We start from the raw sequence: 15,867 nt of genomic DNA, 5'->3' as shown, positions 1-15,867 counted from the left end.
CATTGCGAGAAAGGCATTGCGGCGGCATCATCGGCCGCTGCATGGCTACCCCTTCGAACGGCAACGACCCGAAGCCCCTGTCCTGGACCGAGCTGGGACTCGGGCCGCGGTCCGTCCTGTCCTTCCTGCTCATCCTGGCCGTGGTCGCCGGGTGGCTCTACCACTGGTTCTGGGGACATGCCGCCCGCGCCGTCCCCGCACCCGCCACGCACATGGCGGACGTGGGGACCGTCAACGCCATGCGCGAGGACGTGTGTGGACCTCCCACGCCCAATGGCCGTCCCACCGCCTTCTCCATGCTCTACAGCGAGGAGAAGCGGGCGTGGATCGAGGCGGCCGTGGACGACTTCGCCCGGCTCTGCCCCAACATCCAGGTGAAGCTCACGGCCATGGGCGGGCTGGAGTCCGCGGATGCGCTGCTCTCCGGCAACCAGCGACCGCTCGTCTGGGCCCCCACGGATGACCTCAACGTGGACTACCTGTTGGCGCGCTGGAAGACGCGCGGCCGGGAGGAGACCCTGCTCGAGCCCTCCACGCGGACGGCCCTGGTGCGCACGCCCCTGGTGGTGCTCGTCTGGTACGACCGGCTGCGGATGTTCCAGGCGCTCCTGTCCGCGCAGACCAGCCGCGAGGGCTCGTGGATGTCCTCGCTCTGTGCCCTGGTGCCGCGCGACGTGGATCCCTCGGCGTCCCTGCTCCAGGACCAGGTCCCGGGCCGGTGGGCGGATTGGTATGATCAGAACGCCGCGCGGCTGCCCCGTCCCGCCGCCGGAGAGCGGCCCTTGCCCTCGCGCGAGGAGCTGGTGCGGTGGGATCGCGTGAAGATCCAGCACACCTCGCCCACGTACTCGACCTCGGGCTTCGAGGTGCTCTACCTGCTGGCCTACGACTACGCACTGCCGCCCCGCCAGCGCCGCTCCGCCCCGGCCTCGTCCGCCGACGCGGGCACCGAGGCGGACGCAGGCACCGAGGCGGAGGACGCGGGGCCTCAGGAGACCGTGGTGCTGGGCAACGAGCAGTTGCGCGAGGCCTTCGCCCAGGGCCTCGACGCGAAGAAGCCGCAGTTGCAGCGCTGGCTCCAGCGGTGCCAGGCGGGCATGCCCAACTTCCCGCGCTCCACGGAGCTGGCCACCAAGCGGATGCTCGACGAGGGCCCGTTGGAGTTCGATGGCGTGGTGACCTTCGAGCACCTGGCGCTGCCCTTGCTCCAGCGCATCGACCGCTACCCGGGCGCCCGGCCCGACGTGCGCATCAATTACCCCGAGCCCACCTTCGTCAACGAGCACCCGGCCTACCTGCTCTGGCCCGAGTCCCAGGGCCCGGAGCTCGAGGTCCAGCGCGACGCGGCGCGCCGCTGGCTGGCCTTCCTGCGCGGCAAGGAGCAGCAGCAGAAGGCCATCCTGCACGGCTTCCGTCCCGCCACGGACCTGTCACTGCTCGACTACGACGTGGACGGCAACCTGTTCCTGAGCCTGCGCCGCCACGGCGTCCAGCCCGTGTTGGAAGTGACCGAGCCGCCCCGGCTCACGGGACAACCCCTGGCGGACATGGTGGACATCTGGAAGGCGGCCGTGGGCCGGAACTGAGAGACGCCCCGAGGCGTCCCTCCGTTCCGGCCTGGACCGGAACTCAGGCCGGCGGGGAGCGGAAGCGCTGGGTGGCCGAATCGATGACCTCCTTGCGCAGCTCCTTCACCGTCTGCATGGACTTCTCGTACTGCTCCTTGAAGCGTCCCTGCATCTGCTTGGGATCGAAGTCCAGCAGCGAGCCTCCGGACTCCAGGTGCACGACGTACACCTGGCCCAGCGCATGGGTGAACGCCGCCGCCATGAGCGGAGCGGACACCGCGCTGAGGGCCCGGCCCACCCCCGGGATGAAGTTGACGATGCGCATCACCGCATCACCCGCGAGCGCGCCGCCCATGCCCATCACGATGGCGCTCACCACCTTGGCCGCCAGCCCCTCGGAGAACTTCACCTCGTAGAGGTCCGAGAGGTTCTTGAGCATCTTGATCTGCACGGCCGCCGCCGCCACCACGTCCATGTACGGAAAGACGATGACGAAGGTGCCAGCGCCCGCGGACCACAGCGTGTTGTTGCGGATGATGGCTTCCGCCGCGTAGAGCCGCTCCCGGGCCTCCGGTGAGCCCATCAGGGGCGTCACCGGCAGGGCTTGCGCCGAGGGGACGGCTTCTGGCGTCTTCTCCTCGGACGCGGGGGGCCGCGTGGAGGTCTCTACTTCAAAGGTCTCGACGGACATGCCTCGGACTCCTGTCTGGGTTCACGCGGAGGCGGGTGAGCGCGCGGCTCACGTCGCCTTGTATTCGGTCCGAGCCGCCGGCTCGGCGGCCTGGGGCGCTTCCTTGCGCAGCTGCTCCACGGTCACCCGGGCCTTCTCGAACTCGGCCTTGAAGTGCTCCTGCATCTTCTTCGGATCGAAGTCGAGCAGCGTGCCGCCCGACTCGAAGTGCATGAGGAACACCCGGCCCAGCGCGTTGGTGAACGCCGCCACGGCCAGCGGGAACGTCAGCACGCCCAGCGCCGAGCCCACGCCCGGAATGAGCTTGATGAGGCTGGCGGCGCCCACGCCCACGGCCAGGCCGCCCAGGCTCATCAGCAGCGAGCTCACGATCTTCTTGGCGATGCCCTCGGAGAACTTCACCCCGTAGAGGTCCGACAGCTCCTTGAGCATCTTGAGCTGCACCGCCGAGGCGGCCACCACGTCCACCACGGGGAAGATGAGCGCGCCGGCGCCCACCGCCCACAGCGTGTTGCGGCGAACGACGGCCTCGGCCTGCTTGAGCCGCTCGCGCGACTCCGCCGAGCCCAGCACGGGCTGGGGTGCCGGGGGCTGGTTCTTCGCCGCCTCCTTGGCCGCCGCCTTGGCGGCCTTGGCCTCCTGCTTCAGCTCCTTCTTCGTCTTCACCTCAGGCGTGGGGGACTGCGTCGGCGTCTCCACCTTGTGCGTCTCGACGGACATGCGGCTGCCTCCTGCGTGGGTTTGCTTGCGGTACGACGGGAATGCTCGGCTTCACTCCGGGTACGTCACTCCCTGCTGCCATCCCGTGAGGTTCCGCCGTCTCCACATCCCTTGGCGTGTCACGGAAAGTCCCATCTGGCCCCGAAGGGCCAACCATTTGTCGAATGTTCTTCATCGCTCGGGCGGCACGGGGGGCGCCTCGGCGCGGGTGTCACGCTGGACGGCCGGGGCGCCAAAGGCTGGCTTCGCTCGAGTGCCGTCCGTGGGAGCGGTCCGGGACTCGGCGGGCGGCTCGATGCGCGTGGGCGTGACCGTCCCCGCCGTGGGCGACGGCGTCGCGGGGCGCGTGCCGTTCGTGGGGAGCGGCTTCTCCTCGACGGCGGGCGTCGTCTTGCCCGTCGAGGCGCCGCCGGTGTCGCCGGGCGGGGGACGCGGCGGCGGGGTGGTGGCCGCCGCGGGCGAGGCCACGGCCGCGGGCGGTGGCCCCTCCAGGTTCATGATGAGCGAGGGCGCCTGGCCCTGCTGCCCGCCGCCGAGCAGCACCACCTTGGAGTTGGGCGAGCGCGACAGCTCCAGCGTGGCCTCGATGCTCTTGAGCCGGAGCACCTCGGGCGACAGCTTGCCGACGATCTCGTTGTAGTCGCGGATGCCGGCGGCCTCGGTCCGCTTGCGCTCGGCCTCCTTCTCCTCGCGCTCGAGCTTGTAGCGGTACTCGAGCATGAGCTGCTCCTGCCGGTACTTGTCCGCGATGGCGCCGGCGACCATGTCCGGCAGGGAGATGTCCATGAGCTTGAGCTCCTGCACCACCACGTAGGGCATGGCGTTGGGGTCCACTCCCAGGTCCTCGACGCGGCCGAGCACGGGCAGGCGCCCCAGCTCCTGCAGGACGTCCTTGGCGCTGGAGTAGATTTCGTGCGCGGGCCGGTTGCCGAAGGTGCGGCGCGTATGGGCCTGGATCTCCGGCAGCACGAGCTTGTCGAAGTACTCCTTGCCGATGTCGCGCTGCAGGAAGCCCAGCATCTCCAGCTGGGGCCGGAAGCGGATGGACACCTTCACGCCGAGCTGGAGGCCCTCCTCGCTGAGCACGTTGAAGTTCAGGGTGCGCTGCTGCAGCCGCGTGTCGTAGAGCGTGAGCCGATCCCACGGGGGGATGACGTGCAGGCCTTCCCCCCACACCCGGTCCGTGACGGTGCCGCCCGCGAGGAAGCGGTACATGACGGCGTTGTGGCCGGCGGGCACGGTGATGAAGACGCGCTGCCAGACAAAGCCCAGCAGGATGAGGCAGAAGACGAGCACCAGGTACACGACGAAGCGCAACTGGAGGAAGGCCGCCGCGAGCTGCTCACGGAAGGTCGGCGGCGGCTCGGGGTCGGGGGAGTTCTTGCTGCGGAACATGGATGCCTTCTCCTGGGAACTCACGCCGACCGGGACGTGTCAGCCTCGGGGGGGGGAGCCGACCGCTTCTTCTTCTTGGGCTTGATGCGCTTGGGTCCCGACAACACCGCCACCAGCACGCCGCCAATCGGCGTCAACACCACCGCCAGCAACACGGAGAGCCAGAAGCCGAGCCTGCGCGTGCCGCCCACCAGCCCCACGGAGAACACGAGCAGCACTGGCAGGAGGACGACGAGGACGGGAGTCAAGTCCATGGGGTTGAATCTCTCGGGAGGAAATCAGGTCGCCTTGGGCTCACCGCGCGAGGCCACCTTGCGCTTGAGCTCCGAGACGTGCTGCTGGGCCTTGTCGAACTCGCTCTGGAAGTACGCCTGCATCTTCAGGGGATCGAAGTCGAGCAGGGTGCCGCCCGCCTCGAAGTGCATGATGAACACCTGGCCGATGGCATGCGTGGACGAGGCGAGCGCCATGGGCAAGGACAGCATGCCCAGGCCCGTGCCGATGCCGGGGATGAGCTTGAGGAGCGAGGTGGCCAGGGCGCCCACGCCCACACCGCCCAGGCTCATGAGCATCGCGCCCACGAGCTTCCGGGCGAGCCCGTCCTTGAAGTCCACGCCGTACAGGGTCGCCAGCTCGCGCAACTGCTTGAGGTGCACGGCGGACGCGGCCACGAGGTCCGCCACGGGCACGCCGATGGCGCCCGCGCCCATGGCCCAGAAGGTGTTGCGGTAGACGATGGTCTCCGCCTGCCGCAGCCGCTCGCGCGTGTCAATTTGGGGCGTCGCCGCCTCCGCGGCGGGTTCAGGCGTCCCGGCGGGGGGCGCCGCGGTGTCCTTGGCCTCGGCGGCGGGGGCCTGGGGCGCTGTCTCGAACTGGATGGTTTCGACCGACATGTGCTGCCTTTCGTGTGGCGCGGGTCTCGAAGGGGAAGCGTCTCTCAGGAGATCTTCTCGGGGGAGGGGGGCGGCGGCGCGACGGCCTTGTGTTGTTCGATGGAGCGCACCTGGCCGTACTCCATGGTCACCACGCGGTCGGCACAGGAGAAGTACCGGTCATCGTGGCTCACGGCCACCACCGCCTTGCCGCGCGCGCGCAGCATCGGCAGCAGCTCGTTGTAGAAGAAGTGCCGGAACGTGGGGTCCTGATCCGCGGCCCACTCGTCGAAGATGTAGAGCGGGCGGTCCTCCAGCAGGGCCACGATCATCGCCAGGCGCTTGCGCTGGCCCGTGGACAGCTCCCGCCGGGTGAAGCGCTGCTGGGAGAAGGACGTCTGCTCCTCCAACTGCATCTGCGCGATCAGCGCCTGGACGGCCTCGGGCTGCACGTCCAGCAGGCCATAGAGCCGGGAGAACAGGTGGAAGTCCGTGAAGATGGTGCAGATGAGCTCGCGGTAGGCCGCGATGGTGTGCGTGTCCACGCGGATGCCGTCCACGCGGATGCTGCCGGCGCTGGCGGGGTAGAGCCCCGTGAAGGCCTTGAGGAAGGTGGACTTGCCGCTGCCGTTGCCGCCCACGATGAACACCACCTCGCCCGCCTGGATCGTCAGGTCCACCGGGCCGATGTGGAAGCTCGCGCCATCCGCCGTGGGGGTGTAGTTGTACTCGAGCCGGGAGATCTCGATGCGCGAGAAGCGCCCCTTCCAGGGGTCGGAGGCGAGCGCGTCCTTGGCGAGCGGATCGATGCCCGACTCCAGCTTCTGCTCCAGGGCCTCGAGCGCCATCAGCGCGTGGTTGGAGCGCACGTAGGCGGGGTAGCAGTTGACGGCGATGGCCACCGAGTTCCACGAGAGCATCAGCGCCGCGATGATCTGGGTGACCTGCACGCTCTTGAGCTCCAACTGCTGGGGGAGCACGAACACGATGGCCGCCAGCAGCGCGAAGAGCAGGGTGTTGGAGAAGATGAGGTTGTCGTCGAACAGATGGTTCGTGCGCGTGGTGCTGTCGCGCAGGCGCTCCGAGGTGCGCAGCACGTCCTCGCGCAGCTCCTGGCTGCGCCGGGCATTGAAGCGCGTCTCCTTGAAGCCCCGCAGCAGGTCCGTGAGCTGATCGAAGAAGGCGAGCCGGATGTGGCTCAGCCGCATCAGGCCGTTCTCCACCTGATCCTGGTTGGAGCGGAAGAGCATCAGGCCGCTGCCCAGCAGCAGGCAGATGAGCATCAGCGCCGGAATGGACAGCCACGCCAGGTAGAGCGCGGCGAACACCAGCACGCAGATGGACTGGAGCGTGGCGGCGATCATGCCCGCGGAGGTGGAGATGACCGTGACGTTCTCGGTGATGCGATCGTAGATCTCCGAGGTGCCCACCCGCTCGAAGCCCTGCAAGTCCATGCGCCGGATCTTGTCCACGATGCGGATCTTGATGTGGTGCAGCGCCGACTCGACCAGGTTCGTGGTGCGATGGAACGTGTAGCGCGAGGTCACCACGTACAGCACGACCGAGAGCGCGAAGAGCACGAACGAGTGCATCCGCACGTTGGGAATGCTGCGCGCCACGGTGTTGACGAGCGCGATGACGAAGGCATTGGCGAGGCCCGACAGGCTCGCGGCGATGAACAGATTGCGCCGCTCCGCGCCCGCCTCCTTGGACAGCAACTCGATGATGGTCATCGCCATGAAACCACTGCCTCTCTCCACGCAACGCGCTTCGGCCCCACGTAAGCGTGCGGCCCTGTTTTCGTCAATGAATGGACCGGCCCTTCAGCGCCGCTCCAAGGTGGCCTTGGCCCGCTCGTACTCGCGGATGAAGTGCTCCTGGACCTTCTTCGGATCGAAGTCCAGCAGCGTTCCGCCCGTCTCGAAGTGCAAGAGGAACACCCGGCCCACCGCGTTGGTGAACGCCGCCGCCGCCAGCGGGAAGGTCGCCAGCCCCAGCACCGAGCCCACCACGGGGATGGCCTTGAGCGCGCTCGCGGCCGACAGGCCCACCAGCGAGCCGCCCGAGCTCATCAGCAGCGAGAGCACCAGCTTGCGCGCGAGGTCCTGGGTGAACTTCACCCCGTAGAGGTCCGACAGCTCCTTGAGCATCTTGAGCTGGACCGCGACCGCGGCGGCGAAGTCCACCCACGGGAAGATGAGGGCACCCGCGCCCAGGGCCCAGAGCGTGTTGCGCTTGATGATGGCCTCGCCCCGCACGGTGCGCTGGCGCGCCTCCTCGGTGCCGAACAGGGGCGCCGCGGGTGGGGGCTCGGCCGGGGTGTGCGGCTTGGACTCGGGGGGTGCTGCGTTCGGGGTCTCGACGGACATGGGGGTCTCGGGGATGGGTGGTGCTACTGCGCCGCGTCTTCCACTGAATCCAGCCAGGCGGAGAGCTGGTGGGCCAGCGCCTCGGCATGCGGAGGTCTCACGAGGGTGGGGTGCGTGCCGGCGGACGCCACCACCGACAAGGGCGCGCACAACCGGGCCCACCCCTCCTGCTTCTCCTGGGTCGTCATCTCGCCCACTCCCAGCATGCCCTGACTGCTCTCCGCGGAGAACAGCCGCACGGGCGCCTCCAGCCGGCCCGCGGGCAGATCGTTCATCAACAGGCCCGCGTGGAAGACCTCTGCCCGGCCGCGCACGAGCGCCAGGTCCGTGCCCGGGGGAATGCGCCGCGAGCGCTCGCCGCACGCGCGCACCAACTCGAGCCGCTCCTCGTCCGTGGTCAGCTCCGCCATGCGCGCGCGCTCGGCGCTCAGGTCCAGGCCGCTCTCCAGCTCGTAGCCCTCGATCACCATGTTCATGAGGTGCGCGTGGTCGCGGGGCACCGGGAACAGGGCGTGCTTGTGCGAGGTGGCGTCGAAGAGCGCCAGGGTCACCCGCTCGCCCCGGGCGGCGAGCCGCTGCGCGAGGCGATAGGCCACCCAACCGCCGAGCGAGTGGCCGCCCACGTGGTAGGGCCCCTGGGGCCGCACGCGCACGAGCTCGCGCTCATAGCGCGCGGCCATGGCGTCCAGGGTGCGGTCCGGCGGGGTGTGTCCGTCCAGGCCCACCGCCTGCAAACCATAGAAGGGGCGATCAGGGCCGAGGTGCTGGGCCAGGGCCTGGAGGTAGAACACGTCGCCGCCCACGCCGGGCACGCAGAAGAACGGCGCCCGCGTGCCGTGGGGCTGCATGCACACGAGCGGGGCCCACAGCTCCTCCTCCGGGATGTCGCGGCGTCGCAGGGCCGCCAGGGCCTCCACGGTGGGATTCTGGAAGAGGCTGCCGAGCGACAGGGCGTAGCCGAGCTCCTCCTTGAGCCGGGACAAGAGCCGCACCGCCAGCAGCGAGTGGCCGCCCAGGGCGAAGAAGTCCGCGCGCACGTCCACCTCGGGCAGGCCGAGCGCCTCGCACCAGAGCCGGGCGATGGCCGTCTCCAGGGCGTCACGCGGCGGGAGCAGCGCGCCGAGGGCGGCCTCCGTCCGGGTCTCGGGCGCGGGGAGCGCCTTGCGGTCCACCTTGCCGCTGGAGTTGAGCGGGAAGGCCTCCAGGGGCACGAAGGCCGAGGGCACCATGTGCTCGGGCAGTCGCGTCCGCAGCCGCTCGCGCACGTCCGCCACCCGCCGCGCCGCGGCGTCCGCGTCCCACGGCGAGAGGACGAGCCAGGCCACGAGCCGCTTGGCACCCCGCTCATCCGCGCGCAACAGGACGCACGCGTCGCGCACCTCGGGCTGCTCGCGCAGGCTCTGCTCGACTTCTCCCAGCTCGATGCGGAAGCCGCGCAGCTTCACCTGGTTGTCGGTGCGGCCCACGTAGTCCAGCTGGCCGTCCTCCCGCCAGCGTCCGAGGTCGCCCGTGCGGTAGAGGCGGCCTTCCCCGAAGGGGTTGGGGATGAAGCGCTCGGCCGTCAGCTCCGGGCGGTTGAGGTAGCCCCGCGTGACGCTCACGCCACCCAGATACACCTCGCCCGCCACGCCCAGCGGCGCGGGCCGCAAGTGCGCGTCGAGCACGTACATCTGGGTGTTGGACATGGGGCGACCCACCGCGGGCGCCTGGGCCGAGGGCTCGCAGTCCGCGAAGGTGGACCAGATGGTGGCCTCGGTGGCGCCATAGATGTTGATGAAGCGGCGGCCCGGAGCCCACTGGCGCACCAGCTCCGCGGAGCACGTCTCGCCGAACACCATGACGGTGTGCAGCGCGGGCAGGGGCCGCACAGGTACCGTGGCGAGCGCCGAGGGCGTGAGGCCCAAGGCGGTGATGCGCTGGCGCTCGAGGAAGGCGAGCAGCGGCTCGCCGGGGGCCAGCGCGTCCCGGGTGCCCATGCACAGCGAACCGCCCGCGCGCAGCGCCAGCCACAGCTCCAGGGCCGAGGCGTCGAAGGAGGCCGAGGCGAACTGGAGCACGCGGTCGTCCGGGCCCAGGCGGATGGCGCGGGCCTGGTCCTCGATGAAGCAGCACAGGCCCCGGTGGTGCACCAGCACGCCCTTGGGACGACCCGTGGAGCCCGAGGTGTAGATGATGTAGGCGAGGTTGTCCGGCGTGGCCTCGCACGGGGGCGGACGGGGATCCTGGGCGGCGAGGGTCCCGGCCTGCGTGTCCACCTGGAGGCAGCGCTCGGGCGCGAGCTGGAAGTGCGCGACGAGCGAGGACTGGGTGAGCAGCAGGCGCGGCTGGGCGTCCTGGATCATGAAGTCCAGACGGGCCTGGGGCGAGCCGGTGTCGAGCGGCAGGTAGGCGCCGCCCGCCTTGCTCACCGCGAGCATGGCCACGATGAGCTCCGGCGAGCGCTCCAGCAGCAGGCCGACGACGACCTCGGGCCCCACGCCGCGCGAGCGCAGCACGTGGGCGAGCTGGTTGGCGCGCGTGTCCAGCTCCCGGTAGGTGAGGCGCTGGACGCGCTGGCCGTCATCGAAGCAGAGGGCCTCGGCGTCGGGCGTGCGGTCCACCTGGGCCTCGAAGAGCCGATGGGCGCAGACGTCCTCCGGGTAGGGCTCCGCCCGGGCGGGATTGAAGTCCACGAGCAGGCGCTGGCGCTCGGCGTCGGAGAGCAGTGACAGCGCGCCCACGCGGCGGTCGGGGTGCCGGGCCACGTCGGCCAGCAGGGAGAGGAAGTGCCCGTTCATCCGCTCCAGCGTGGAGGCGTCGAAGAGGGCGGTGTTGTAGAGCCAGTAGGCCGACAAGCCGCCGTCGCGCTCCCACAGGTGCAGCTCCAGATCCATGCGCACCCGGGGGGGCTGCCCCGCGAGCGGTTGGAGCGCGAGCCCCGGCAGCGCCAGGTCCTGGAGGGGCGCGTTCTGCAGGGCGAGCACCACCTGGACCAGGGGGTTGAAGTTCTGGTGGCGCTCGGGGGCCAGCTCCTCCACGAGCCGCTCGAAGGGCAGGTCCTGGTGGGCGAAGGCCTCCTGCGTCGTGTGCTTCACCTGGGCGAGCAGCTCGCGGAAGGTGGGGTCGGCCGACAGGTCCGCGCGCAGGGCGAGCGTGTTGATGAAGACGCCGATGAGCGGCTCGGTCTCGGAGCGGGTACGCCCGGCGATGGGCGAGCCGACGACGACGTCCGGCTGGCCGCTCCAGCGCGACAGCAGCACCTGGTAGGCCGCCAGGAGTGTCATGAAGAGCGTGGCGCCCCCGTTCTGGCTCAAGGCGCGCAGGTCGCGCACCACGGAAGGCGGCACCTCGAAGCCGAGCACCTGGGCGTCGAACGTCATGACGCTCGGGCGGGGCCGGTCGGTGGGCAGTTGCAGCAGCGTGGGCGCATCGGCCAGCCGCCGCTTCCAGTAGTCCACCTGCCGCGCCAAGCGCTCACCCTGGAGCCAGTCGCGCTGCCACACGGCGAAGTCCGCGTACTGGATGGGCAGCTCGGGCAGCGGCGAGGGACGTCCCTGGTGGAAGGCGCCATACAGCTCCACCAGCTCGCGCTGCAGCACGCCCATGGACCAGCCGTCGCTCGCGATGTGGTGCAGGCACAGGAGCAGCACGTGCTCGTGCTCGGCCACCTGGATCAGGCTGGCGCGCAGCATGTGGTCGTGCGCCAGGTCGAACGGCCGCTGGCTGTCCTCCAACGCCAGGCGCTGGACTTCCGTCTCGCGCGCCTCGGGCGGGAGGTGCCGCACGTCCACGTGCTGGAGCGCGAAACCCCCGGCGGGCAGCACGTGCTGGAACGTTTGCCCGTCCTCCTCGCGGAAGAGGGTGCGCAGGCTCTCGTGGCGCCGCACGAGGGCGTCCAGCGTGGACTCCAGGGCCGCGGTGTCGAGCACGCCCGTCAGGCGCAGCGCCTGGGGCATGTTGTAGGCCGCGCCCGAGCCGAAGCGGTCGAGGAACCACAGCCGCTGCTGGGCGAAGGACAGGGGCAGCCGTCCGGTGCGCTCCGCGCGCGGAATGGGCTGGAGGCGCGTGTCCGCGTCCCCGCCGCCCGTCGCCAGCGCCTGGAGGGCCTCGGCCAGGGCGGACAGGGTGCGCGCCTCGAAGAGGAGCTTGAGGGGCACGTCGCGGCCGAGCCACTTGCCCAGACGGGACATGACCTGGGTGGCGAGCAGGGAGTGGCCGCCCAGCGCGAAGAAGTCGTCGTGGGCGCCCACCTGGGGCACGCCCAGCACTTCCTGCCAGACGAGGGCCACGGCCCGCTCGGTCTCCGTGCGCGGCGCCACGAAGGCGCCACCGACCGCGCCGCCCACCGCGGACGGAGCGGGCAGGGCCTTGTGGTCCACCTTGCCGTGAGACGTGAGGGGCAGCGCGTCCAGGGTGACCCAGGCGGAGGGCACCATGTACTCGGGCAGACGGGCGGACAGGGCCTGGCGCAGCAGGGGCACGAGCCGACGGTGCAGCTTGCCCAGCAGCGGATTGTTGGCGTAGTCGCGCCAGGGCCGCGGCGAGGCCACGGGCGCGGCCAGCACGGCGTCCGAGACGTCGACGTCGCTCCGGACCAACCGCACGTCCATCGTGTCCAGGGCGCCCTGGGGGGACGGGGTCAGGTGCACGCGGTAGGGCAGCGTGTCGCCGAGGGCCCAGAGCTCCTCCGGGTCCACGGACACGGGGGCCCGCGCCAGCGTCTGACGCAGCCGCGCCACGCCGTCCGCCGAGGCGCTGGAGAGCCAGGCGAGGGTGAGGGCCTCGTCGCGCAGGCGGGCGTTGGGGATGTCCCGCAGCTCGACGTGCGCGGGTCTCGCCTCGCTCAGCCAGCGGCGCAGGGAGGTGAGGGTCCACCCCTCGCGGCGCCAGTCATGCACGTCCGCGGGCACGGGGGCGGCGGCCGACGCGGCGGTGCCCACGTGCACCAGGGCCTGGTAGCGGAAGCGCGTCAGCTCGTTGTGGAACCGGCCGCGCTTGAGCCGCAGCTCCACGCCTCGCACCTGGGGCAGCCGGTGCGGCAGGGCGCGGAAGAGCTCGGCGTCGAGCAGCAGCTCCTCCTCGTCGCGCAGGCGCTGGCCCATGAGGGTCGACAGCTCGTCACGCGAGAGGGCGTCGGGCGCGCGGAACAGCTGCACCGAGGCGTGGTAGGCGTGCAGCAGGCGCAGATCGCGCACGTCTCCCAGGTAGATGACGCCGCCGGGACGCACCACGCGCGCCGCGCCCTCCAGTACCCGCAGCAGGTAGTCCGCGCTGGGGAAGTACTGGATGACGGAGTTGAGCAGCACCACGTCGAAGTGCGCCTCGGGCAGCCCCGAGAAGTCATCCGCGGAGCGCTGGGAGACCGAGACCCCCTCGAGGCCCGGCACCGTGCGCTGCATGAGGCGCACGTGCTCCACGGCGCTCTGGGCGTGGTCCGTGCCCAGGTAGCTCTCGCAGTGGGGCGCGATCCGGGCGAGCAACATGCCCGTGCCGCAGCCAATCTCCAGCAGGTGGCGGGGCCGCAGGGCGCGCACGTCGGCGACCGTGGCCTCCACCCACTCGGCCATCTCCTCCGCGGGCATGTCACCCCCGGTGTAGCTGCTGCCCCAGCCGGAGATGTTGAAGGTGCTGTCGGCCTGAGCGGTCGGCTCGACGTAGGACTGGCCGTGCAGCTCCTGCCACTGCCGCACCTGCTCGGCCTGGAGCGTGGCGTCCTCCGCCTGCGGCACGAGCCAGGCGGTGAGGGCAGGCTCGCCCCGGGCGTCCGCGCGCAACAGCACGCACGCCTCGCGCACGCCGGACTGCTCGCGCAGGGCCTGCTCCACCTCGCCCAGCTCGATGCGCAGGCCGCGCAGCTTCACCTGGCTGTCGGTGCGGCCCAGGTAGTCCAGCTGTCCGTCCTCGCGCCAGCGCGCCAGGTCACCCGTGCGGTAGAGGCGACCCTCGCCGAAGGGATTGGCGATGAAGCGCTCGGCGGTGAGCTGGGGACGGTTGAGGTAGCCCCGCGTCACGCCCACGCCGCCCAGGTACAGCTCGCCCGGGACGCCGACGGGCGCGGGACGCAGGTGCGCGTCGAGCACGTAGGCCTGGGTGTTGGCGATGGGCCGGCCGATCGCGGGCGCCTGGGCCGAGGGCTCGCAGCGCGCGACGGTGGACCAGATGGTGGCCTCGGTGGGGCCGTAGAGGTTGAAGAAGCGTCGACCCGGCGCCCACTGGCGCACGAGCTCCGCCGGGCACGCCTCGCCCGCGACCATCAGCGTGCGCAGCGCGGGCAAGGGGCCCACGGGAACGGCCGCCAGGGTGGAGGGCGTGACGACGGCGGCGGACACCCGCTGGCGCACGAGGAAGGCGCGCAGGGGCTCCCCGGGCGCCATGGCCTCCCGGCTGCCCAGGCACATCGTGGCGCCCACGCCCAGGGCGATCCACATGTCGGCCGTGGCGGCATCGAAGGTGACCGAGGCGAACTGGAGAACACGGTCCTCGGGCCCCAGCTCGAAGGTGCGGGCCTGGGCCTCGACGACGTTGCTCAGGCCCCGGTGGGGCACCAGCACGCCCTTGGGCTGGCCCGTGGAGCCCGACGTGTAGATGACGTAGGCGAGGCTGTCGGGGGACAGCTCGACGTCCGGCGCGTGGGGACTCTGGGCCGCGAGGGTGTCCGCCTCGGCGTCCACGAGGACACGGCACTCGGGCGCGAACGCGAGCCGCTCGGCGAGCGAGGACTGGGTGAGCAGGACCGTGGGCTGGGCGTCCTGGCGCATGAAGTCCAGGCGGGCCCGGGGCGCGGCCGGATCCAGCGGCAGGTAGGCGCCGCCCGCCTTGTGCACCGCGAGCATCGCGATGACCTGTTCCAGCGAGCGCTCGAGGAGCAGGGCCACGAGGCGCTCGGGGCCCACGCCGCGCGAGCGCAGCACGTGGGCGAGCTGGTTGGCGCGCGTGTCCAGCTCCCGGTAGGTGAGGCGCTGGAGGCGCTGGCCATCATCGAAGCAGACGGCCTCGGCGTCGGGCGCGCGGGCCACGTGGGCCTCGAAGCGCTGGTGGACGAACGTCCATGCCGGGGCGGCGGGCGCGGTGGCGTTGAAGTCCACGAGCAGGCGCTGGCGCTCGGCGTCGGAGAGCAGCGACAGCTCGCCCACGCGGGCCTCCGGCCGCTGGACCACGTCCGCCAGCAGGTGGAGGAAGTGCTCCTTCATGCGCTCCAGCGTGGAGGTGTCGAAGAGCGCGGTGTTGTAGAACCAGGTGGCCGACAGACCGCCGTCGTGCTCCCACAGGTGCAGCTCCAGGTCCGTGCGCACCTGCGGGGCCCGGCCCACGAGCGGCTGGAGCGAGAGCCCCGGCAGCGCCATGTCCTGGAAGGGCGCGTTCTGCAGGGCGAGCACCACCTGAACCAGGGGGTTGAAGTTCTGGTGACGCTCGGGGGCCAGCTCCTCCACGAGCCGCTCGAAAGGCAGGTCCTGGTGGGCGAAGGCCTCCTGGGTGGTGCGCTTCACCTGGGCGAGCAGCTCGCGGAAGGTGGGGTCGGCCGACAGGTCCGCGCGCAGGGCGAGCGTGTTGACGAAGAAGCCGATGAGCGACTCGAGCTCCGCCCGTGTGCGGCCCGCGATGGGCGAGCCGACGATGACGTCCCGCTGGCCACTCCAGCGCGACAGCAGCACCTGGTAGGCCGCCAGCATCGTCATGAAGAGCGTGGCGCCGCTCCGCTGGCTCAGCGCCCGCAGTTCCTTGACCACGGCCGGGGGAACCTCGAAGCCGAGCACCCGGGCCTCGAACGTCATGACGCTCGGGCGGGGCCGGTCGGTGGGCAGTTGCAGCAGCGTGGGCGCGCCCGCGAGCTTCGTCTTCCAGTAGTCCACCTGCCGCGTCAGGCGCTCGCCCTGGAGCCAGTCGCGCTGCCAGACGGCGAAGTCCGCGTACTGCAGGGGCAGCTCGGGCAGCGGCGAGGTGTCGCCCTGATGGAAGGCCGCGTAGAGCACCCGCAGCTCGCGCTGCAACACACCCGCAGACCAGCCGTCGCTCGCGATGTGGTGCAGGCACAGCAGCAGGACATGATCCTGCTCGGCCACCTGCACGAGACACGCGCGCAGCATGTAGTCGCGCGTCAGATCGAAGGGCCGCTGGCTGTCCTCGCTGGCCAGGCGGTGGACCTCGGCCTCTCGCTGCTCGAGCGGGAGGTGCCGCACGTCCACGCGGGCGAGCGTGAAGTCCTCGGCGGACAGGAAGTGCTGGAACGCCGTGTCCCGCTCCTCGCGGAAGACGGTGCGCAGGCTCTCGTGGCG

At 71.0% G+C, this 15,867-nt stretch carries 9 protein-coding genes (1 of these 9 only partly in view); 1 reads left to right on the top strand and 8 read right to left on the bottom strand.

The window, feature by feature from the left end; translation table 11 throughout:
* Positions 1-41 precede the first annotated feature (41 nt).
* Positions 42-1,586 (top strand): substrate-binding domain-containing protein, encoded by a 1,545-nt coding sequence (locus I3V78_RS25825; protein ID WP_204491100.1) that lies wholly within the window; start codon positions 42-44, stop codon positions 1,584-1,586.
* 43 nt (positions 1,587-1,629) lie between these two features.
* Here I3V78_RS25825 and I3V78_RS25820 read toward each other — a convergent pair whose 3' ends face one another.
* The 8 genes from I3V78_RS25820 to I3V78_RS25785 all read right to left on the bottom strand — a co-directional run.
* Positions 1,630-2,259, bottom strand: coding sequence for a YcjF family protein (locus I3V78_RS25820; RefSeq protein WP_204491099.1), 630 nt, complete (start codon positions 2,257-2,259; stop codon positions 1,630-1,632).
* A 48-nt stretch (positions 2,260-2,307) separates the two neighbouring features.
* Positions 2,308-2,979 carry a YcjF family protein gene (locus I3V78_RS25815; RefSeq protein WP_204491098.1) on the bottom strand — a complete coding sequence of 224 codons (672 nt, stop codon included), beginning with the start codon at positions 2,977-2,979 and terminating at the stop codon, positions 2,308-2,310.
* 171 nt (positions 2,980-3,150) lie between these two features.
* Entirely contained in the window at positions 3,151-4,374 is a 1,224-nt protein-coding gene (locus tag I3V78_RS25810) for a prohibitin family protein (protein ID WP_204491097.1), read from the bottom strand.
* A gap of 20 nt (positions 4,375-4,394) precedes the next feature.
* Positions 4,395-4,628, bottom strand: a complete 234-nt coding sequence (locus I3V78_RS25805) for a hypothetical protein (protein ID WP_204491096.1) — start codon at positions 4,626-4,628, stop codon at positions 4,395-4,397.
* 24 nt (positions 4,629-4,652) lie between these two features.
* The gene (locus tag I3V78_RS25800; RefSeq protein ID WP_204491095.1) at positions 4,653-5,267 is read right to left on the bottom strand and encodes a YcjF family protein; all 615 of its coding nucleotides are present in this window, start codon (positions 5,265-5,267) and stop codon (positions 4,653-4,655) included.
* Positions 5,268-5,311: 44 nt separating this feature from the next.
* Positions 5,312-6,985 carry an ATP-binding cassette domain-containing protein gene (locus I3V78_RS25795; RefSeq protein WP_204491094.1) on the bottom strand — a complete coding sequence of 558 codons (1,674 nt, stop codon included), beginning with the start codon at positions 6,983-6,985 and terminating at the stop codon, positions 5,312-5,314.
* 84 nt (positions 6,986-7,069) lie between these two features.
* The gene (locus I3V78_RS25790) at positions 7,070-7,615 is read right to left on the bottom strand and encodes a YcjF family protein (RefSeq protein ID WP_204491093.1); all 546 of its coding nucleotides are present in this window, start codon (positions 7,613-7,615) and stop codon (positions 7,070-7,072) included.
* Positions 7,616-7,638: 23 nt separating this feature from the next.
* On the bottom strand, positions 7,639-15,867 hold the 3' portion of the coding sequence (locus I3V78_RS25785) for a non-ribosomal peptide synthase/polyketide synthase (RefSeq protein ID WP_204491092.1). The gene runs 19,281 nt beyond the window's last position; only the last 8,229 of its 27,510 coding nucleotides appear in the window; the start codon falls outside the window, past its right edge — the gene reads right to left on this strand; the stop codon is at positions 7,639-7,641.

It is taken from the genome of Archangium primigenium (assembly GCF_016904885.1).
In the GTDB taxonomy this organism is placed as follows: domain Bacteria; phylum Myxococcota; class Myxococcia; order Myxococcales; family Myxococcaceae; genus Cystobacter; species Cystobacter primigenius.
The sequence above is the reverse complement of the archived record's forward strand: the minus strand, read 5'-3'. Positions and strand labels throughout refer to the sequence as shown.